Source organism: Arthrobacter sp. Cza30, from assembly GCF_059090765.1.
Window position 1 is genome coordinate 62,978 of sequence record NZ_JBNHGA010000006.1, and the last position, 20,448, is coordinate 83,425.

A 20,448-nucleotide genomic window follows, 5' to 3' on the forward strand; every position below is an offset into this window, starting at 1 on the left:
GCAGTGTTCTGGTGGAAGCAGCGGGTCCACACCGGCGTGTGGGCCGCCTTTACCGACCGCTCGGCCGGGAACCTTGGCCTGCATGTCGGGGACGACCCCGACACGGTGCTCCGGCGGCGCGCGGCGCTGGAAGACGCCATGTCCGTACCGGCCGGTTCGCTGCGGTTCATGAACCAGGTGCATTCGGCCGTCGCCGCGGTCATCCCCGCCGGCGGCGGGGAGGCCGACACCGCTGAAAGAGCCGCGCCGGCCGACGCGCTGGTCAGCGCCGACGGCGCGGCGCCGCTGGCGGTGATGGTCGCGGACTGCCTGCCGGTCGTGCTGGTGGGGACACGTCCCGACGGCGGGGCCGCCACCGCCGTGGCCCATGCCGGCCGCCGCGGACTGCTCGACGGGGTGCTGGCCAACACCGTCGCCCGGCTCCGCGAGGCCGGTTCGGGCGAACTGCGGGCCTGGATCGGTCCCTCCATCTGCGGGGCCTGCTATGAGGTTCCCGAGCAGATGCAGGCCGAGGCGGTTGCCCGGATGCCCCAACTGGCGGCGAGGACAGCCTGGGGGACGCCGGCCCTGGACCTTGCCGCCGGAGCCAGGGCTGAGCTGGCCGGGCTCGGTGTGGACGTGCACCAGGTGGCCGGCTGCACCCGGGAGGACGAGAGGCTGTACTCCTATCGGCGCGATCAACGAACCGGCCGGTTCGCCGGCCTTGTCTGGAAGGACGCATGAGTACCGACGCCCGCAAGTCCGAACTGGCAGCGAACCTGGAACGTGTCCGGGCCCGGATCGCCCGGGCCGCCGCGGGGCGTTCCACGGAGCCGGAACTGATCGTCGTGACGAAGTTCTTCCCGGCCTCCGACGTTGCGCTGCTGCATGACCTGGGCGTCACCGACGTCGGCGAAAACCGGGACCAGGAAGCGGCCGCGAAGGCCGCCGAGCTTGCCGGTGCCGGGCTCCGCTGGCATTTCATCGGGCAACTGCAGACGAACAAGGCAAAGTCCGTGGTGCGGTACGCGGATGTGGTCCATTCGGTGGACCGGCGGCAACTCGTCACCGCCCTCGGCAAGGCCGTCGTCGCCGAGCAGGAACGGCGGGAGGCCGCCGGGCTCGCACCGCGGGCGCACCTGGACTGCCTGATCCAGGTGAACCTTGACGAGAGCGGCACCGGGCAGGCCGCGGGCACGGCGGCCCGCGGCGGTGCCCGGCCGGAGGACATCCCGGCGTTGGCCGATGCCCTCGGTGACACCAGGGGACTGAACCCCGCCGGGCTGATGGCTGTCGCACCGCTGGGCGCAGACCCTGCCCGCGCGTTCGGCCGGCTGGTCGAGCTGTCGCAGCGGCTTCAGGAACAGCATCCCGGCGCCGGCCTGGTGTCGGCGGGCATGAGTCAGGACCTCGAAGCCGCGGTCGCCGCGGGCGCGACACACCTCCGCGTCGGTTCCGATGTCCTCGGCCCGCGACCGGCCGTGGGGTAGCGTTTTGGCTAGGCAGACTCCTTGCCGGGCCCGCAAATCCGGGACCTGGCAAGGCGGGACAGCAGCGCTGAAGACAGGATGGGAGCGACCATGGCAGGCACACTGCGCAAGACAATGATTTATCTTGGGCTCGCCGATGGTGACGAGCACTACGAAGCCGAGCAGGCAGACACGCCCGCTCGAGATGAGGAGCAGCCTGTGGACCAGCCCCGCCAGGAGCGCCGCCCCGAGCCCGCCCCGCCGGTGAAGCAGGTTGCCGAGGAATACCGGGCGCCGGTGACGCCGATCAAGCGCGCTCCGTCGGCCCGCGAGGACGCTACAGTGCTGCACCAGATCACCACCGTGCATCCGCGGTCGTACAATGATGCCAAGATCATTGGCGAAAGTTTCCGCGACGGCATTCCGGTGATCATGAACGTCACGGACATGGGCGAAGCGGAAGCCAAGCGTTTGGTCGACTTTTCCGCCGGCCTGGTCTTCGGCCTGCACGGCAGCATCGAGCGGGTCACGAACAAGGTCTTCCTGCTCTCGCCGTCGAGCGTGGAAGTGCTGGGCGAGGACCGGAAGTCCAGCGACCAGCAGGCCAGCTTCTTCAACCAGAGCTAGCCCGCAGCTACCTCCGGCAGGCCTGCCAGCCTTACTCCTTCTAGCGCTAGGAATCGTGGAACCGGCGTGTCCCTCATTTTCGTCCTGCTCTACCTGATCTTGATGCTGTTCCAGCTGGCCCTGATCGTGCGGATCGTCTTTGAAATCGTGCAGGCCTTTGCCCGGCGCTGGCGGCCGCGCGGCATCGCGCTCGTCGCGGCGTCAGCGGTCTACTCCGTGACCGACCCGCCCATGAAGGCCCTCCGACGGCTCATTCCGCCGCTGCGAATCGGAGGATTCGCGCTCGATCTTGCGTTCCTGGTCCTGTTCCTTGCCGTCACGATCGCCATGGCGATCGTGGCCGGTCTGGCCTGACCGGGGGCGCGTTAGTGTTCGTCTCCGAAACGATATATTCTGATTCAGATATAGCTGGCGGATGTCCGTTGCACGGCGGATATTCGCTACCGTTGTTATGAATCCAGCACGTAGCATTCATGACCCACGAACCAGTATGAGGTGACCAGATGGCTTTGACGCCAGAAGACGTTGTCAACAAGCGGTTCCAGCCGACCAAGTTTCGCGAAGGCTATGACCAGGACGAGGTCGACGATTTCCTAGATGAGATCGTCGTCGAACTCCGCCGGCTGAACCAGGAGAACGACGAACTTCGCAAAAAGCTGGCCGAAGCCACGTCGAACCAGGGTCCGGAGGCCTCCGTGCCGGCTCCGGTCTCCGCCGCCCCGAAGACCGAGCAGGTCAGGGAACCGGTCAAGGAAGAGCCCAAGGAAGAGCCCAAGCCGAAGGAGGAGCCGAAGCCGGCCCCCGCGGCCGTTCCGGCATCCGGGACCGGGCACACCGCGGCCGCCGAGTCCGCCGCGGGCGTGCTGGCCATGGCCCAGAAGCTCCACGACGAGTACGTCACCGCCGGCGTGGAGCAGCGGGACAAGATCATTGCCGAGGCACAGCTGGAAGCCAGCAGCCTGGTCAACGACGCCGAAGAGAAGAGCCGCAAGACCCTGGGCAACCTCGAGCAGCAGAAGGCCGTGCTGGAGCGCAAGCTGGAGCAGCTGCGTGGATTCGAACGCGACTACCGGGCCCGCCTGAAGGCGTACATCGAAGGCCAGCTGCGGGACCTGGAAGCCCGCGGATCCTTCGCTGCCCCCGAGGTCAAGGACAGCGCCGACGCGTAAGCGCGGAAGATAACCGCCAGCCCCATGCCACGGGGCTCCCAATGGCCGGCGCCGGGATTACCCTGCCGCCGGCCATTGGCTTTGGACGCCCCGCCCCGGCGCCCGACCGGCACTGAAGACGAGAGAGACATGTCAGAAACTTCACCGGCAGCCGATCGACCCGACGATGGGGCGGCGGCCGCACCGGGACAGCGGAAGGGCGCCGGCCGGTTCATCCTGCTGCTGGCCGGCTGCGCGGCGTTCGCCTATGCCTTCGACCAGCTGACCAAGTGGTGGGTGGTGTCCACCATGACCGAGGGCCAGATCACCCCGGTCCTGCCGCCGCTGCTGCACTGGCACTTCATCCGCAATTCCGGGGCCGCGTTCTCGATCGGCGAGGACTACACGTGGGTGTTCACCATCGTCATGACTGCGGTTTCCGCGGCGATCGTGATCTACGCGCGCAAGGTCCGGTCCCTGTGGTGGTCCGTGGCACTCGGCTTCCTGCTCGGCGGCGCGCTGGGCAACCTGACCGACCGGCTGTTCCGCGAACCCGGCTTCGGGGTGGGCCACGTGGTGGACTTCATCGCCTTTCCTAACTTCGCCATCTTCAACATTGCCGACTCCGCCGTGGTGGGAGCGGTCATCCTGTGGTGCGTGCTGACGTTCATGGGCATCGGAATGGACGGTACCCGGGAGACCGCCAAGGCCGCGGACAAACCGGCCGGCGACGGCAAGGCGGCGGGGGAGAGCGGTGACTGACGACGTCAGGGTCGTGGAGCTGGACGCCCGGACAGCCGGCGCGCGGGCCGATACCGCGGTGGCCGCGCTGCTGGGAGTATCCCGCTCGGCAGCCGCAGCACTCCTCGGCGACGGACGCGTGGACTTGGACGGCCGGGTTATCGCCAAGTCGGAGAAGCTTCCGCAGCAGGGAAGCCTGCGCATTGCCGTACCCGAACAGCGGGATCCGCTCGCCGTCGTGGTGGAAGAGGTAGAGGATTTGCAGATTCTCGGAGACGAGGACGATTTCGTCGTCATCGACAAGCCGGTGGGCGTTGCCGCCCACCCCTCGCCGGGCTGGGTCGGCCCGACCGTCGTCGGCGCCCTGGCCGCCCGGGGCTACCGGATTTCGACGTCGGGTGCCGCCGAGCGGGCCGGCATCGTCCACCGCCTCGACGTGGGAACCTCCGGCGTCATGGTGGTCGCCAAGACCGAACACGGCTACACCCTGCTGAAGCGCGCGTTCAAGGAACGCACGGTGGACAAGGTCTACCACGCGCTGGTCCAGGGACTGCCGGACCCGCTGGAGGGCACCATCGATGCGCCGATCGGCCGGCACCCCGGCTACGACTGGCGGTTCGCCGTGGTCGAAGACGGCCGCAACTCGATCACCCACTACGAGGTACTCGAGGCCTTCGGCAGGGCTTCGCTGGTCGAGGTGCACTTGGAGACCGGCCGCACGCACCAGATCCGGGTGCACTTTTCCGCGCTGCGGCATCCGTGTGCCGGCGACCTGACGTATGGCGCGGACCCCAAACTCGCCGCCGCGCTGGGACTGACCCGGCAGTGGCTGCACGCCAAGAAACTTGGTTTCCACCACCCCGGCAGCGGGGAGTGGGTCGAATACGAGAGCGAGTACCCGCGGGACCTGGCCTACGCGCTGCAGGCGCTGGCCGAACACCGCGTGTAAGCCGGTACCGGCTGGCTCCGGCACCTAGAATGAAACGGTGGCAGCAGTGACTTCATCCAAGATCGGCAACGATTCCTTCGTCCACCTTCACAACCACACCGAGTACTCGATGCTCGACGGTGCGGCGCGGCTGACCGACCTGTTCAGCCACGCCGACGAACTGGGCATGAACGCGGTGGCGACGACCGACCACGGGTTCGTTTTCGGCGCCTTCGATTTCTGGAACAAGGCCCGCAACGCCGGCATCAAGCCGATCGTCGGGGTGGAAGCGTATCTGACGCCGGGCACCGCCCGGGCGGACAAGACCCGGGTGCGGTGGGGCGACGGCGGACGCAACGACGTCTCCGGCGCCGGCGCCTACACCCACATGACCATGTGGGCCGAGACCACCGAAGGCATGCACAACCTGTTCCGCGCCTCGTCGCTGGCCTCGCTGGAGGGCTACCTTTACAAGCCCCGGATGGACCGCGACCTGCTGCAGACCTACGGCAAGGGACTGATCGCCACCACCGGCTGCCCGTCCGGCGAGGTCCAGACCAAGCTGCGGCTGGGACTCTACGACGAGGCCAAGCAGGCCGCCTCCGATTTCCGGGACATCTTCGGCAAAGAAAACTTCTACTGCGAGTTGATGGACCACGGCCTGGACATCGAACGCAACGTCCAGGCCGACCTGCGGAAACTGGCCCGCGAACTCGGGCTGCCGTTCGTCGCCACCAACGACCTCCACTACACCCATGCCGAAGACGCCAAGTCGCACGCGGCGCTGCTGTGCGTGCAGTCCGGCTCGACGCTGGCCGACCCGAAGCGCTTCAAGTTCGACGCGGACGAGTTCTACCTGAAGTCTCCGGCGGAAATGCGGGCCATCTTCCGCGACGTCCCGGAGGCCTGCGACAACACGCTCCTGATCGCCGAGCGCTGCAACGTGGAGTTCAATACCAAGGCCTCCTACATGCCGCGCTTCCCGGTGCCGGAGGGGGAGAACGAGGAGTCCTGGTTCGTCAAGGAAGTCGAGAAGGGCCTGCACTACCGGTTCCCCCACGGCATTCCCGACGACGTGCGGAAGCAGGCCGAATATGAGATCGGCATCATCCTCCAGATGGGCTTCCCCGGCTACTTCCTGGTGGTCGCCGACTTCATCAACTGGTCGAAGGACCACGGCATCCGCGTGGGACCCGGCCGTGGTTCCGGCGCCGGCTCCATGGTCGCGTACGCGATGCGCATCACCGACCTGAACCCGCTCAAGCACGGGCTGATCTTCGAGCGCTTCCTGAACCCGGACCGCGTCTCGATGCCCGACTTCGATGTCGACTTCGACGACCGGCGCCGCCCCGAGGTGATCAAGTACGTCACCGAGAAGTACGGCGACGACCGCGTCGCCATGATCGTCACCTACGGCACCATCAAGGCCAAGCAGGCGCTGAAGGACTCGTCCCGCGTCATGGGCTATCCGTTCTCCACCGGCGAGCGGCTGTCCAAGGCGATGCCGCCGGACGTCATGGGCAAGGGCCTGACGCTGAAGGAAGTCCACGATCCCAACGCCAAGCGCTACGGCGAGGCCGAGGAGATGCGCGAGCTGCTCAAGTCCGACCAGGAGTCCGCGAAGGTCTTCGAAACCGCGCTGGGCCTGGAGGGGCTGAAGCGCCAGTGGGGCGTGCACGCGGCCGGCGTGATCATGTCCTCGGAACCGCTGATCGACATCATCCCGATCATGCGCCGGGAGCAGGACGGCCAGGTCATTACGCAGTTCGACTACCCCACCTGCGAAGGCCTCGGCCTGATCAAGATGGACTTCCTCGGCCTGCGCAACCTGACGATCATCACGGACGCCATCGAGAACATCAAGATGAACCAGGACATCGACCTGGACCTTGAAACGCTCGACCTGGACGACCGGCCGTCCTACGAACTGCTCGCCCGCGGCGATACCCTCGGCGTGTTCCAGCTCGACGGCGGCCCCATGCGGTCCCTGCTGAAGATGATGCGCCCGGACAACTTCGAAGACATCTCCGCCGTCATAGCCTTGTACCGGCCGGGCCCGATGGGCGCGAACTCGCACACCAACTACGCCCTCCGCAAGACCGGCGTCCAGGAGATCACCCCGATCCATCCGGAGCTGGAAGAGCCGCTGCGCGAAATCCTGGATACCACCTACGGCCTGATCGTGTACCAGGAGCAGGTGATGGCGATCGCGCAGAAGGTGGCCGGCTTCTCGCTGGGCCAGGCGGACATCCTGCGCCGCGCCATGGGCAAGAAGAAGAAGTCCGAACTGGACAAGCAGTATGCGGGCTTCCACCAAGGCATGGTGGACCGCGGCTACTCCGAGGCTGCGGTCAAGGCGCTGTGGGACATCCTGCTGCCCTTCTCCGACTACGCGTTCAACAAGGCGCACTCGGCGGCCTACGGCCTGGTGTCCTACTGGACGGCCTACCTGAAGGCGCACTATCCGGCCGAATACATGGCCGCCCTGCTCACCTCGGTCGGCGACGACAAGGACAAGCTGGCGCTGTACCTGAACGAATGCCGGCACATGGGCATCACCGTGCTGCCGCCGGACGTCAACGAGTCGGCACTGAACTTCACCCCGGTCGGCACGGACATCCGCTTCGGCATGGGCGCCATCCGCAACGTCGGCGCCAACGTCGTGCACGCCATGGTGGCCGCACGCGACGAGAAGGGCAACTTCGCCAGCTTCAGCGACTTCCTGCAGAAAGTCCCGGCCGTGGTCTGCAACAAGCGCACCATAGAGTCGCTGGTCAAGGCGGGCGCCTTCGACTCGCTGGGCCATCCGCGCCGCGCCCTCGCGATGATCCACGAGGAGGCGGTGGACTCGGTCATCGTGCTCAAGCGCAACGAGGCGGCCAACCAGTTCGACCTCTTCAGCGCGTTCGACGACGGCGGCGAAACCGCCGGGGGCCTGTCGGTGGACGTGCCGGACCTGCCCGAGTGGGACAAGAAGGACAAGCTCGCGTTCGAGCGCGACATGCTCGGCCTGTATGTCTCGGACCACCCGCTGCAGGGGCTGGACGGGATCCTGAGCCAGCACGCGGACCTGTCCATCACGTCCGTGATCGGCGAGGACGGCCCGCCGGACGGTCAGATCATCACCATCGCGGGCATGATCACGTCGCTGCAGCGCCGGATCGCCAAGAACAGCGGCAACGCCTACGCCCGCGCCGAGGTCGAGGACCTGGGCGGTTCCATGGAGGTGATGTTCTTCGGGCAGGCGTACGCGCCGATCGCCACCGTGCTCGCGGAAGACCTGATCGTGGTGGTGCGCGGCCGGCTGCAGCGCCGCGACGACGGTGCCGTCACCCTGAATGCGCAGGAACTCACCGTTCCGGACCTGAGCGACGGGCACTCCGGGCCCGTCGTGATCTCGATGGCCAGCTTTAAGGCCACCGAGTCGGTGGTCACCGCGCTGGGCGACGTGCTGCGCACCCACCCGGGCACCACCGAGGTGCAGGTGCGGCTGAACGGCTCGCGCAAGGTCGAGGTGATGAAGCTCGGGGTGGACCTGCGGGTCAATCCGAACCCCTCGCTGTTCGGCGACCTCAAAGTCCTGCTCGGGCCCGCCTGCCTCGATGCCTGACCGGGCGGCGGTGCCGGGTCAGTAGAATGGGTGGGTGACTTCTGCAGCCTCGGCCAACACCTTCAACGATTTCCCCACCCTGGACCTGCGCGGCCGCCGGCTGGGCACCTCCGAACTCAAGGCGGCCATGCCGCGGGCGGAGACCACCTTCGACGCCGCCACCGGCGCCGTAGAGGAAATCATCGGCAAGGTCCGGGCGGGCGGGTTCGCCGCTCTGGCGGAGCTTGCCCGCCGCTTCGACGGGGTGGAGCAACTGCATCCCCGCGTGCCGGCGGCCGCGCTGGACGAAGCCCTGGAACAGCTGGATCCGCAGGTCCGCGCCGGCCTGGAGGAATCGATCACGCGCGCCCGTCGGTTCGCCGCGGCGCAAAAGCCGGCTGACACCGACGTCGAGATCGGTGACGGAGCGGTGGTGACGCACAAATGGATCCCGGTGAACCGCGTGGGGCTCTACGTCCCCGGCGGGCTGGCGGTGTACCCGTCATCGGTCGTCATGAACGTGGTACCCGCCCAGGCCGCCGGCGTAGCGTCCATCGCCCTCGCGTCGCCGCCGCAGAAAGACTTCGGCTCGCTCCCGCACCCGACCATCCTGGCCGCCGCCAAACTGCTGGGAATCGACGAGGTGTACGCCATCGGCGGCGCGCAGGCGGTGGCCGCGTTCGCCTACGGCGCTCCCGCGAACGAGCACGGCCCGGCGCTGGAGCCGGTGGACGTCGTCACCGGCCCCGGCAACGTCTATGTGGCCACCGCCAAGAGGCTGGTCAAGAGCGTGGTGGGGATCGACGCGGAGGCCGGCACCACCGAGATCGCCATCCTGGCCGACGAGACTGCCAATCCGGCGTTCGTGGCCGCCGACCTCATCAGCCAGGCCGAGCACGACCCGCACGCAGCCTCCGTCCTGATCACGGCTTCGGAGGAACTGGCGGCGGCAGTGCGCAGGGAACTCGGCGGGCAGGTCGCCCGGACCAAACACGCCGCCCGCGTCCGCGAGGCGCTGTCCGGCCCGCAGTCGGGGACCATTTTGGTGGACGGGCTGGAACAGGGCATCGCCGTCTGTGATGCCTACGCCGCCGAGCACCTGGAGATCCAGACCGCCGACGCGGCCGCGGTGGCCGCCCGGATCCGCAACGCGGGAGCGATCTTCGTGGGCGACTACAGCCCGGTGAGCCTGGGCGACTACTGCGCCGGCTCCAACCACGTCCTGCCCACCAGCGGCACCGCCACCTTCGCCAGCGGCCTGAACGTGACGACCTTCCTGCGTGCCGTCCAGGTGGTCAACTACGGCGACGCGGCGCTGCGGGAAGTCAGCGGGCACATCGCCGCGCTGGCCCGCGCCGAGGACCTCCCGGCCCACGGCGACGCCGTCGCCATCCGGTTCGCCTGAACAGGGCTCAACCCCAACATGTAGTAATGACAGTCTTGTAATTCACCTACATATGGTTCTAGGATGAATGGGTTGGCTGTCCCGAGCGAAGGAGTGTGGCGTGTACTGTCCGTTCTGCCGCAACTCCGATTCGCGGGTGGTGGACAGCCGGCTGACCGACGACGGTTCGGCGATCCGGCGGCGCCGCCAGTGTCCGGCCTGCGGTCGCCGCTTCACCACGGTGGAGACGACCAGCCTCAGCGTGATCAAGCGTTCCGGTGTCAGCGAGCCGTTCAGCCGGACCAAGGTCGTCAACGGCGTGCGCAAGGCCTGCCAGGGCCGTCCCGTGACGGAAGACGACCTGGCCATGCTGGCCCAGGAAGTCGAAGAGTCGGTCCGCGCCAGCGGGGCCGCGGAAATCGACGCGCATGAGGTGGGCCTGGCCATCCTGGGCCCGCTGAAGAAGCTGGACCTGATCGCCTACCTGCGGTTCGCCAGTGTCTACCAGGGCTACGAATCGCTGGAGGATTTCGAATCCGCGATCGACCAGCTGCGCCACGATGCGCAGCGGAACGGCCAGCAGGGGCCCGAAGGCCGACAGCGGCCGTTGACAGCGCAGTAGCGCGACCAAGACTCCGGTGGCGGCTGCGGAGGGGAAGCCGAGGCCGCCACCGGCACCAACCTTCCGGTTGCCGGCCTATTTGGCGAAGCCGAAGTGCAGGGCCGCCTGCAGGGCCGCCCCCACGATGCCGGCGTTGTTGCGCAGCTGGGCCGGGATGATCGGCGTGGCCAGCTGAAGCCGGGGCAGGAAGTCCTCGCTCCGTTTCGAGATGCCGCCGCCGATAATGAACAGTTCCGGCGAGAACAGGAACTCGACGTGCGAAAAGTACCGCTGCAGGCGCTGCGAGTACTCCGCCCAGTCCAGTCCATCGCGTTCGCGGGCCACGGCGGATGCCTTCGACTCGGCGTCGTGCCCGTCCAGCTCCAGGTGGCCTAATTCGGCGTTCGGGACCAGCTTGCCGTCGAAGATGAACGCCGACCCGATGCCCGTACCCAGGGTGATGACCAGCACGGTGCCCTTTACCCCCGCACCCGCCCCGTAGCGGACCTCCGCCAGGCCGGCCGCGTCGGCGTCGTTCATCACCTGCACGGGGCGGGACATCCGGTGCGTGAGCAGCGCGTCGACGTCGGTCCCGATCCAGCGCTCGTCCACGTTGGCCGCCGACCGTGCAATGCCGTGGCGGATGATGGCGGGGAACGTCACGCCCACCGGCCGGTCGGATTCCGGTCCTTCCGGGCGGGCGCTGAGCTCTTTGACGATGCGCGCGACGACGTCGGCCACGGCCTCCGGACTGGACGGACGGGGCGTGTCATAGCGGATGCGGTCGCCGACCAGGATGCCCTTTTTGAGGTCGACGATGCCGCCCTTGATGCCGGTTCCGCCGATATCGATGCCGATCGCCGACCGGGCCGCCCGCCTGGCTGCCTTCTTGGCCACGATGTCCTGGGTCGCCATGCCACCTCCGTGCGCGTTGAGCCCCGGCGTGCCTCGCCGGACTACCGGAAGCCTACCCGCTGTGCCCGGCGGTGTCAGGCTGCGAAAGGCTAGGGGAGGGTGAGGATTTCCGCCCCGGTCTCGGTGACCACCAGGGTGTGCTCGAACTGGGCGGTCCGCCTCCGGTCCTTCGTGACGACCGTCCAGTTGTCATCCCACATCTCCCACTCGATCGTGCCCAGGGTCAGCATGGGCTCGATGGTGAAAACCATGCCCGGCTCAATCGCCCGGCTGTAGGCAGGCGCGGCATCGTAGTGCGGGATGATCAGGCCGGTGTGGAAGGCCTCGCCGACGCCGTGGCCGGTGAAATCGCGGACCACGCCGTAGCCGAATCGCCTGGCATAGGACTCGATGGTCCGGCCGATGACGTTGATTTCCCGTCCCGGGGCCACGGCCTTGATGCCGCGGCGCAGCGACTCCTGGGTCCGCTCGACCAGCAGGCGCGACTCTTCATCGACGTCGCCGACCAAAAAGGTGTAGTTCGTGTCCCCGTGGACGCCGTCCAGGTAGGCGGTGATGTCGATGTTGATGATGTCCCCGTCCTGCAGCACGGTGGAATCCGGAATGCCGTGGCAGATCACCTCATTCACCGAGGAACAGATCGACTTGGGGAAGCCGCGGTAGCCCAGGCAGGAGGGATACGCCCCGTGGTCCAGCAGGAATTCATGCCCGATCCGGTCCAACTCGTCGGTGGTCACGCCCGGCTCGATGTGCTTGCCGACCTCCACGATGGCCTGTGCGGCGATCCGTCCGGCGACGCGGATTTTCTCGATGGTCTCCGGCGTCTTGACCTCCGAGCCGGTGAATCTGGCCGGCGCCGGCTTCCACGCGTACTCGGGCCGGACGATCGACGGGGGAACGGGCAACGGGGGGCTGACGGTGCCTTGAACGAGGGTTCCGACGGGTGCTGTTGCTGCGTTGTGGGGCATAATATCGATCATATAGGTGCTGCAGAGGTGCCCGACAGCGGAGGGGCAACAGCCTTCGAACGCTGCCGGGCGCCGTCAACGTAAGGAGGCCGGCATGGCGGATTTCTGGTACAACGTGGTCACCCATCAGGTGGAAGTGGGCGCCCAGTCCGACTGGACCCAGCTGATCGGCCCCTACGAGACCCGCGAAGAGGCCGAGCACGCATTGGAGAAGGTGCAGCGGCGCAACGACGAGTGGGACGCGGAGGACGACTGATCCCGCCGGCGCCTGCCCCGGCGCGGGGTGCGCCGATTAGCCCATTGAAGGGACGCGGGGCCTAGAAGGAGTGCTCCGGGCCGGGGAACGCGCCGTCCTGGACGTCCGAGCGGAAGGCGGCGGCGGCGTCGGAAATCACCGTGCGCACGTCCGCATACTGTTTGACGAACTTCGCCATCTTGCCGCCGCGCAGGCCGACCATGTCCTGCCAGACCAGGACCTGGCCGGTGGTCGACGGCCCGGCCCCGATCCCGATCGTGGGGACACGCAGGGCCTGGTCCACCTTGGCGGCCGCCTCGGCCGGGACCATCTCCATGAGCACCCCGAAGGCTCCGGCAGCTTCCAGGGCCAGGGCGTCGTCGATGAGCCGTTCGGCGTCGTCGCCGCGGCCCTGCACCCGGTAGCCGCCCAGCGCATGTTCGCTCTGCGGAGTGAAGCCGATATGCGCCAGTACCGGGACTCCGGCCTGCACCATGGCCCGGACGGTGTCCGCATAGTAGGCGCCGCCCTCCATTTTCACCGCGTGGACGCCGGTTTCCTTCAGGAAGCGCACGGCCGTTTCCACCGCCTGCGCCGGCGACACCTCGTAGCTGCCGAAGGGCAGGTCGGCAACGACGAAGGCGCTGCGGGCCGAGCGGGCGACCGCCCGGCAGAGCGGCAGCATCTCGTCCACGGTGATCGGCAGGGAGGTCTCGTTGCCCAGGACGTTGTTGGACGCCGAGTCCCCGATCAGCAGCACCTCGATGCCGGCGGCGTCGAAGATTTCCGCGGTGTACTGGTCGTACGCCGTCAACATGGCGAAGCGCCGGCCCTCGTCCTTGGCTTGCTGCAGGTGGTGGATGCGGGTGCGGCGGGCCGGGCGGGAAGCCGATGCCGCCGCCGGCGTGCCGTAAGGAGCCGGCTGCTCGGCGCCGGAAGTCTGTGAAGTGGGCATGTGGTAGAGCCTAATCCTCAGACGACTGCTGCTCCACTTGTGCGCGGCTGCGTTACCGGGGCGCCAACTTCGGTTGTGCTGCCAGTAGGCTAAAGGGAAGCAGACCACCGCAGGCCTTGGCATGCAGTTTTGGATGCCGTGGCCCGGACACAGCGAAAGGCAGCACATGGACCGTCAGCAGGAATTCGTCCTCCGCACCATCGAGGAACGCGACGTGCGCTTTGTCCGGCTCTGGTTCACCGACATCGTCGGGTCGCTGAAATCCGTTGCGCTGGCCCCGGCCGAGGTCGAAGGCGCCTTCGAGGAAGGGCTCGGCTTCGACGGCTCCTCGATCGAAGGACTGGCCCGGGTCTTCGAGTCCGACATGCTGGTCCAGCCGGATCCCACCACGTTCCAGATCCTGCCGTGGCGGGGCGAAGCGGAGCAAACGTCCCGGATGTTCTGCGACGTGCTCACCCCCGACGGCGAACCGTCCACTGCCGACCCCCGCAACGTCCTCAAGCGGACGCTGGGCAAGGCCGCGGAGATGGGCTTTACCTGCTACACGCACCCCGAAATCGAGTTCTACCTGCTCAAGTCCGACCAGCTGGGTCCGGACGGGGTCCCGGTGCCCGTGGACCACGCCGGGTATTTCGACCACGTGCCCGGCGGTGTTGCCCAGGACTTCCGCCGCACCGCGGTGACGATGCTGGAAAACGTGGGAATCTCGGTGGAGTTCAGCCACCACGAGGACGGGCCCGGCCAAAACGAAATCGACCTCCGGTACGCCGATGCCCTGCAGACCGCGGACAACATCATGACCTTCCGCACGGTGGTCAAGGAGGTGGCGTTGATGGAGGGCATCTACGCGACCTTCATGCCCAAGCCGTTCTCCGACCACCCGGGGTCCGGCATGCACACGCACTTTTCGTTGTTCGAGGGAGACTCGAACGCATTCTTCGAAGCCGGCGCCGAATTCCAGCTCTCCAAGACGGCGCGCCAGTTCATGGCCGGGATCCTGCGCCATGCACCCGAATTCACCGCCGTCACCAACCAGTTCGTCAACTCCTACAAGCGCTTGTGGGGCGGGGGAGAGGCTCCCAGTTATGTGTCCTGGGGCCACAACAACCGGTCCGCGCTGCTGCGGGTGCCGCTGTACAAGCCGAGCAAGGGCCAGTCCGCCCGGGTGGAATACCGGGGCATCGACTCGGCGGCCAATCCCTACCTGTCCTACGCGGTGCTCCTGGGCGCCGGGCTCAAGGGCATCGAGGAGGGCTACGAGTTGCCGCCGGCCGCCGAGGACGACGTGTGGAGCCTGAGCACCGCCGAGCGGCGGGCCATGGGCCTGGACCCGTTGCCGTCCAGCCTGCATGACGCCATCCGCAGCATGGAGGAGTCGGAACTGGTCGCCGGGATCCTGGGCGAACAGGTGTACGAGATCTTCCTGCGCAACAAGCGGGCCGAGTGGCACGACTACCGGCTGCAGGTCACCCCGCACGAGCTGAAGCGCAACATCGGAATCCTCTAGGGCGGACACGTGCTGACGAATCGGCGCTTGATCGCCCGAGGATTCCACGATCTGGAGCGCAGCACCCGGTTCCTGCAGGCCAGTGAACTGTCCGGCATCAGCCAGGAGCGGCTGGAGGCCGGATTCGCGGTCAGCGCCGACCCGGACCAGGCGCTGGTGTCACTGGTGCGACTGCTGGAGAAAAACCCGTCCCTGGCGGACGTCATCAACATGGGCGGCGACGGCAGCGAAGCTCTGTTCCGGCTGCTCGGGGCTTCCGAGGCACTGGCGGACTTCCTGCTCCGCCGGCCGGAGCATCTGGACGTCCTCGACACGGATATAGGACCGGAACCCGGCCGGGTGCCGGCGTCCCGGCTGCGCAGCTCGCTGCTGCGTTCCGTCGGGGCGGACCCCTTGGCGGGACAGCCGGTCGCCTCGTTTTCGGGCAAGGACGCCTACGTCGCGCTGCGGAGCACGTACCGCCGGCACCTGTCCGAACTGGCGATCCGCGATCTCTCCGCGGCCTCCCCGGTCGATTTCCTGCCGGACGCCGCCCGGGAACTGGCGGACCTGGCCGCGGCCGCGCTGGACGCCGGGCTTGCCGTGGCCCGGGCCGAGGCAGCGGAACGTTTCGGCGCCGACAACGTCGCGGCGGTGCGGCTGGCCATCATCGGCATGGGCAAGTGCGGGGCCGGGGAGCTGAACTATATTTCCGACGTCGACGTGGTGTACGTCGTCGAGGCCGACGGGCTCGCGGACACCGAGGCCGGGGTGATCGGCGCGGCGCTGGCCAGCGGAACGGCGCGCGCCATCTCCTCACCCGGCCCGGAACCCGGGCTCTGGGAAGTCGACGCCAACCTGCGCCCGGAGGGCAAGGACGGACCGCTGGTCCGGACGCTGGACTCGCACCTGACGTACTACCGGCGGTGGGCGCAGAGCTGGGAGTTCCAGGCACTCCTGAAGGCCCGGGCCGTGGCCGGGGACGCCGAGCTGGGCCGCCGGTACGAGGAAGCGGTGTCGCCGCTGGTGTGGTCCTCGTCGGAACGGGAAGGGTTCGTCGAGTCGGTGCAGTCCATGCGGCGCCGGGTCACCGACAACATCCCGGCCCATGAGCGCGGTCGCCAGATCAAGCTGGGCCGCGGCGGGCTCCGCGACGTCGAATTCACGGTCCAGTTGCTGCAGCTGGTGCATGCCCGGGTCGACGAATCCATCCGCCAGCGCGACACGACGTCGGCCATCGCGGCGTTGAGCACGGCGGGCTACATCTCGCGCACCGACGCGCAGGAATTCGACGAGGCCTACCGGTACCTGCGCGTCCTGGAGCACCGGATTCAGTTGGTGAACCTGCGCCGGACCCACTTGATGCCCGACGACGAGCAGGCGCAGCGCGTGCTGGCCAAAGCCGCGCAGGGAGCGCTGCTCGAGAGGCGACCGGCGCCGGCCGAGCTGCTGGAGAAGTGGCAGCAGACCAAGCGCAGGGTGCGGGCGCTGCACGAACGCATCTTCTACCGGCCGCTGCTGGCCGCGGCCTCGAACCTGAGCCTGGACGAGGTGCGGCTGACCCCGGAGGCCGCGCAGGGCCGGCTGGCCGCGCTGGGCTACCAGGATCCGCGGGGAGCGATGCGTCATATCGAGGCGCTCACCGGCGGGGTCAGCAGGAAGGCGTCGCTGCAGCGCCAGCTGCTTCCGGTCTTGCTGGAATGGATCGCTTCCGGTGTTGATCCGGACGCGGGCCTGCTGGGCTTCCGCCGGCTGAGCGAACGGCTGGGAGACTCTCATTGGTACCTGGGCATGCTGCGGGACTCGAGCTCGGCCGCCGAACGGCTGTGCCACATCCTTTCCAGCAGCCGTTTCATCACGGACCTGCTGGAGGTCTCGCCGGAGTCCACGGCCTGGCTGGGCACCGACAAGGACCTCGTCCCGCTCAGCTTCGACGCCCAGTGGCAGGAAATCCGGTCCAAGATGTCCCGCCATCCGGTGCCCGAGGAGGCCATCCGGCTGATCCGGCTGATCCGGCGCCGGGAAACGCTGCGCATCGCGCTCGCCGACTCCTCCGGGCTGCTGGAGCAGTCCCAGGTCGGCGCCGCGCTGGCGGACGCCGACCGCGCCGCCGTGCTCGGCGCGCTCCATGTGGCGGAAACCTCCGTGCTGGAGTCCGAGGAACGGCTGACGGCCCTGTTGGTGGTGGCCATGGGCCGGCAGGGCGGACGGGAAATCAGCTACGGCTCGGATGCCGACGTCATGTACGTGCACCGGCCCTTGCCGGGAGCCGACCCCGGCCTGGCCCAGCAGCAGGCGGAGCGCATCGTCACGCGGATCTCTTCCCTCCTGAAGCAGCCCTGCACGCCTCCGGTGCTGGCCGAGCGGGTGCTCGAAGTGGATGCCGCGCTGCGGCCGGAAGGCAAGAACGGGCCGATGGTGCGCTCGCTGGACTCCTACCGCGAGTATTACCAACGCTGGTCCCTGGTCTGGGAGGCGCAGGCCTTGCTGCGCGCCCGCCCGATGGCCGGCGACGACAACCTGGCGGACGAGTTCATCGCGCTCGTGGAGCCGATCCGCTACTCGGAGGGGCTGGGAAACGATCAGGTGCGCGAGATCCGCCGGATCAAGGCGCGGGTGGAATCGGAGCGGCTGCCGCGCGGCGCCGATCCGGCCCGCCATTTGAAGCTCGGCCGCGGGGGACTCAGCGACGTGGAGTGGCTGGTCCAGCTGCTGCAGCTGGAGCACGCTCGGAAGCTCCCGGAGCTGCGCACCACCAACACGCTCGAAGCGCTCTCCGCCATCGCAGCCGCCGGGCTGCTGCCGGGCGAGGACGCCGCCGCCCTCGGGCGAAGCTGGAGCCTTGCCACCCGGATCCGGTCGGCCAATGTGATCTGGGCGGGCAAGAACTCAGACGTGCTGCCGGCCTCGCGCCGGGACCTCGAAGCGGTGGCACGCTGGTGCGGTTACGAGCCCGGAAACGCTGCGGCGATCGAGGAAGACTACCTGCGCCTGACCCGCCGCGCCCGGGCCATCTTCGAGCGCTACTTCTACGGTTACGGCACCTAGCCTCCCCGACGCCAAGTGGTGCCGCCGGTCACCGGTCTGTACCCTCAATGAGGATCTTTTGCGCCTTGCACAGGCTGTACAGGCGTGCCCTGAGAACAAATCTAGGAGCTGTTTAGTTTGCACACCCTCCAACGCACCGGGCTGGGACGGCGCCTGCTGGCCCTGACCGGACTGCTGGCGGTGCTCTCGCTGGTCTTCGGCGGCAACGCGGCCGCGGCTGCGGCCCAGGCGCCGCAGAGCGCCAGCGGCAAGAGCTACGTCATCGGTACCGACACGACGTTCGCCCCCTTCGAGTTCCGCCAGGGCGGCGAACTGGTCGGCATCGACATGGACCTGCTGCGGGCGATCGCCGAGAACCAGGGTTTCGAGGTGGAAATCCGCTCGCTCGGGTTCGACGCCGCGCTGCAGGCGCTGCAGTCCAACCAGGTGGATGGAGTCATCGCCGGCATGTCCATCACGGACGAGCGGCGGCAGGTCTTCGACTTCTCCGACCCGTACTTCGACTCGGGCGTGCAGATGGCCGTGGCGCAGAGCAACAACGAGATCACCTCGTACGAGGACCTCGCGGGCGAGACAGTCGCGGTCAAGCGCGGCAGCGAGGGTGAAGCCTTCGCCGACTCCATCGCCGAAGAGTACGGTTTCACGGTCAAGCCGCTGGACCAGTCGGCCACCATGTACGACGACGTCAAGGCCGGCAACTCCGTGGCAGTCTTCGACGACTACCCGGTCCTCGCCTATGGCATCGCCCAAAACAACGGGCTGAAGGCCGTCACGGAGAAGGAACGCGGAAGTTCCTACGGCTTCGCGGTCAACAAGGACCGGAATCCCGAACTGATCGCGGCCTTCAACGCCGGCCTGGCCGAGCTCAAGGCCAGCGGCGAATACGAGCAGATCCTGGACAAGTACCTAGCCTCGCCGGAGGCCGCCGGGCAGAGCAGCTTCTGGCAACTGCTGACCGACAGCCTCCCCGCCCTGATGAAGGGCCTGGGGCTCACGCTGTTCGCCACGGCGGTGTCCATCATCATCGCGCTGGTCCTGGGCGTTGCCTTCGGGTTCCTGAAGGTATCGCGCCGGATCGTGCTGCGCGGAATCGCGACCACCTACGTGGGCATCTTCCGCGGGACGCCCCTGCTGGTCCAGGCGTTCTTCTTCTACTTCGGCCTGCCGCAGCTGACCGGGGCGCCGATCGACGTCCTCACCGCCGGCGTGCTGACGCTGAGCCTGAACGCCGGCGCCTACATGACCGAGATCGTCCGCGGCGGCATCCAGTCCGTGGATCCCGGCCAGATGGAAGCCAGCCGCAGCCTGGGCCTGGGCTACGTCAAGTCCATGCAGAAGGTCGTGATCCCGCAGGCGGTCAAGATCATGACCCCCAGCTTCATCAACCAGTTCGTCATCACGCTCAAGGACAGCTCCCTGCTGGCGGTCATCGGTTTCGCCGAACTGACCTATCAGGGCCAGCAGATCTACGCCTCCAACTTCCGCACCGGCGAAACCCTGCTGATCGTGGCGGCGCTGTACTTCGTGGTGATCACCGCGCTGATCAAGCTTTCCAACATCCTGGATAAGAGGTTCAACAAGTGAGCAAGATTCACGTCGCCGGACTCAGAAAAAGCTTTGGCAGCAACGAGGTCCTCAAGGGCCTCGACGTCGAGGTGGCCGAAGGCGAAGTCGTCTGCGTGATCGGGCCGTCCGGCTCCGGCAAGTCGACCTTCCTGCGCTGCCTGAACAAGCTGGAGGACATCAGCGGGGGAACCGTGGTGGTCGACGGTTTCGACCTGACCGACCCGAAGGTCGATCTGGACAAGGTACGGCAACACATCGGCATGGTCTTCCAACACTTCAACCTGTTCCCGCACAAGTCCGTGTTGGAGAACATCATGCTGGCCCCGGTGGAGCTCAAGAAGCTCGGCAAGGCCGAAGCACGGAACAAGGCCCTCGAGCTGCTGGAGAGGGTGGGGCTGTCCGAGAAGGCCGACGCCCGCCCGGCCCAGCTCTCCGGCGGACAGAAGCAGCGCGTGGCCATCGCGCGGGCCCTGGCCATGAACCCCGACATCATGCTCTTCGACGAGGCCACCAGCGCCCTGGACCCGGAAATGGTGGGGGAGGTGCTGCAGGTCATCAAGGACCTGGCGGCGGAAGGCATGACCATGGTGGTGGTCACCCACGAGATGGGCTTCGCCCGCGAAGTCTCCGACCGCGTCATCTTCATGGCCGACGGCAACATCGTGGAAGAAGGCAGACCGGAGGCACTCTTCGGCGCTCCGCAGCAGGCACGTACCCAGGACTTCCTGGCCAAGGTCCTCTGAGGTCCTCTGACCGGCCGACGGCGGTGCCCTCCGATGCTCGGGGGTGCGCCGCCGTCGGGCCCCGCC

General features: G+C 67.6%; 18 protein-coding genes. 15 read left to right on the forward strand and 3 right to left on the reverse strand.

Annotated features, from left to right (window positions below):
- The first annotated feature begins 3 nt into the window (after window positions 1-3).
- From AC5RVZ_RS20925 to nrdR, 10 genes are all read left to right on the forward strand, one after another.
- Window positions 4-723 carry a purine nucleoside phosphorylase YfiH/LACC1 family protein gene (locus AC5RVZ_RS20925; RefSeq protein WP_494067616.1) on the forward strand — a complete coding sequence of 240 codons (720 nt, stop codon included), beginning with the start codon at window positions 4-6 and terminating at the stop codon, window positions 721-723.
- A complete protein-coding gene (locus tag AC5RVZ_RS20930) occupies window positions 720-1,469 on the forward strand; it encodes a YggS family pyridoxal phosphate-dependent enzyme (RefSeq protein ID WP_494067617.1) in 750 nt (249 codons plus the stop codon). The genes AC5RVZ_RS20925 and AC5RVZ_RS20930 overlap by 4 nt, the downstream gene beginning before the upstream one ends.
- A gap of 90 nt (window positions 1,470-1,559) precedes the next feature.
- Complete coding sequence (locus AC5RVZ_RS20935; protein ID WP_493999473.1) at window positions 1,560-2,075, forward strand: cell division protein SepF; 516 nt, start codon at window positions 1,560-1,562, stop codon at window positions 2,073-2,075.
- 66 nt (window positions 2,076-2,141) lie between these two features.
- Complete coding sequence (locus AC5RVZ_RS20940) at window positions 2,142-2,429, forward strand: YggT family protein (protein WP_493977952.1); 288 nt, start codon at window positions 2,142-2,144, stop codon at window positions 2,427-2,429.
- A 149-nt stretch (window positions 2,430-2,578) separates the two neighbouring features.
- Window positions 2,579-3,244 (forward strand): DivIVA domain-containing protein, encoded by a 666-nt coding sequence (locus AC5RVZ_RS20945; protein WP_493999475.1) that lies wholly within the window; start codon window positions 2,579-2,581, stop codon window positions 3,242-3,244.
- 129 nt (window positions 3,245-3,373) lie between these two features.
- A complete protein-coding gene (lspA, locus tag AC5RVZ_RS20950; protein ID WP_494067618.1) occupies window positions 3,374-3,985 on the forward strand; it encodes a signal peptidase II in 612 nt (203 codons plus the stop codon).
- Complete coding sequence (locus tag AC5RVZ_RS20955; RefSeq protein ID WP_494067619.1) at window positions 3,978-4,913, forward strand: RluA family pseudouridine synthase; 936 nt, start codon at window positions 3,978-3,980, stop codon at window positions 4,911-4,913. The genes lspA and AC5RVZ_RS20955 overlap by 8 nt, the downstream gene beginning before the upstream one ends.
- A 46-nt stretch (window positions 4,914-4,959) precedes the next feature.
- Window positions 4,960-8,502, forward strand: coding sequence for a DNA polymerase III subunit alpha (gene dnaE / locus AC5RVZ_RS20960; protein WP_494014120.1), 3,543 nt, complete (start codon window positions 4,960-4,962; stop codon window positions 8,500-8,502).
- A gap of 34 nt (window positions 8,503-8,536) precedes the next feature.
- Window positions 8,537-9,886 carry a histidinol dehydrogenase gene (gene hisD / locus AC5RVZ_RS20965; protein ID WP_494067620.1) on the forward strand — a complete coding sequence of 450 codons (1,350 nt, stop codon included), beginning with the start codon at window positions 8,537-8,539 and terminating at the stop codon, window positions 9,884-9,886.
- Between the two features lie 100 nt (window positions 9,887-9,986).
- Window positions 9,987-10,487 carry a transcriptional regulator NrdR gene (gene nrdR / locus AC5RVZ_RS20970; protein ID WP_493999479.1) on the forward strand — a complete coding sequence of 167 codons (501 nt, stop codon included), beginning with the start codon at window positions 9,987-9,989 and terminating at the stop codon, window positions 10,485-10,487.
- A gap of 75 nt (window positions 10,488-10,562) precedes the next feature.
- Here the strand turns inward: nrdR and ppgK are convergent, their stop codons facing one another.
- Together ppgK and map are read right to left on the reverse strand one after the other, a co-directional pair.
- Window positions 10,563-11,363, reverse strand: a complete 801-nt coding sequence (ppgK, locus tag AC5RVZ_RS20975; protein WP_494067918.1) for a polyphosphate--glucose phosphotransferase — start codon at window positions 11,361-11,363, stop codon at window positions 10,563-10,565.
- Window positions 11,364-11,470: 107 nt separating this feature from the next.
- Complete coding sequence (gene map, locus AC5RVZ_RS20980) at window positions 11,471-12,349, reverse strand: type I methionyl aminopeptidase (RefSeq protein ID WP_494067621.1); 879 nt, start codon at window positions 12,347-12,349, stop codon at window positions 11,471-11,473.
- A 16-nt stretch (window positions 12,350-12,365) separates the two neighbouring features.
- Here map and AC5RVZ_RS20985 point away from each other — a divergent pair, with 16 nt between their 5' ends.
- Window positions 12,366-12,605 (forward strand): SPOR domain-containing protein, encoded by a 240-nt coding sequence (locus AC5RVZ_RS20985; protein WP_494067622.1) that lies wholly within the window; start codon window positions 12,366-12,368, stop codon window positions 12,603-12,605.
- 61 nt (window positions 12,606-12,666) lie between these two features.
- On the opposite strand, the gene panB is transcribed toward AC5RVZ_RS20985, so the two are convergent.
- Window positions 12,667-13,539: a 3-methyl-2-oxobutanoate hydroxymethyltransferase gene (gene panB, locus AC5RVZ_RS20990; RefSeq protein ID WP_494067623.1), complete on the reverse strand. Its 873-nt coding sequence runs from the start codon at window positions 13,537-13,539 to the stop codon at window positions 12,667-12,669.
- A gap of 166 nt (window positions 13,540-13,705) precedes the next feature.
- On the opposite strand from panB, the gene AC5RVZ_RS20995 reads away from it, so the two are divergent.
- The 4 genes from AC5RVZ_RS20995 (at window position 13,706) to AC5RVZ_RS21010 (ending at window position 20,382) form a co-directional block, all read left to right on the forward strand.
- Window positions 13,706-15,046: a glutamine synthetase family protein gene (locus tag AC5RVZ_RS20995; protein WP_494067624.1), complete on the forward strand. Its 1,341-nt coding sequence runs from the start codon at window positions 13,706-13,708 to the stop codon at window positions 15,044-15,046.
- 9 nt (window positions 15,047-15,055) lie between these two features.
- Window positions 15,056-18,073: a bifunctional [glutamine synthetase] adenylyltransferase/[glutamine synthetase]-adenylyl-L-tyrosine phosphorylase gene (locus tag AC5RVZ_RS21000; RefSeq protein ID WP_494067625.1), complete on the forward strand. Its 3,018-nt coding sequence runs from the start codon at window positions 15,056-15,058 to the stop codon at window positions 18,071-18,073.
- 117 nt (window positions 18,074-18,190) lie between these two features.
- A complete protein-coding gene (locus tag AC5RVZ_RS21005; protein ID WP_494067626.1) occupies window positions 18,191-19,657 on the forward strand; it encodes an amino acid ABC transporter substrate-binding protein/permease in 1,467 nt (488 codons plus the stop codon).
- Window positions 19,654-20,382, forward strand: a complete 729-nt coding sequence (locus AC5RVZ_RS21010) for an amino acid ABC transporter ATP-binding protein (RefSeq protein WP_494067627.1) — start codon at window positions 19,654-19,656, stop codon at window positions 20,380-20,382. The genes AC5RVZ_RS21005 and AC5RVZ_RS21010 overlap by 4 nt, the downstream gene beginning before the upstream one ends.
- Window positions 20,383-20,448: the final 66 nt, after the last annotated feature.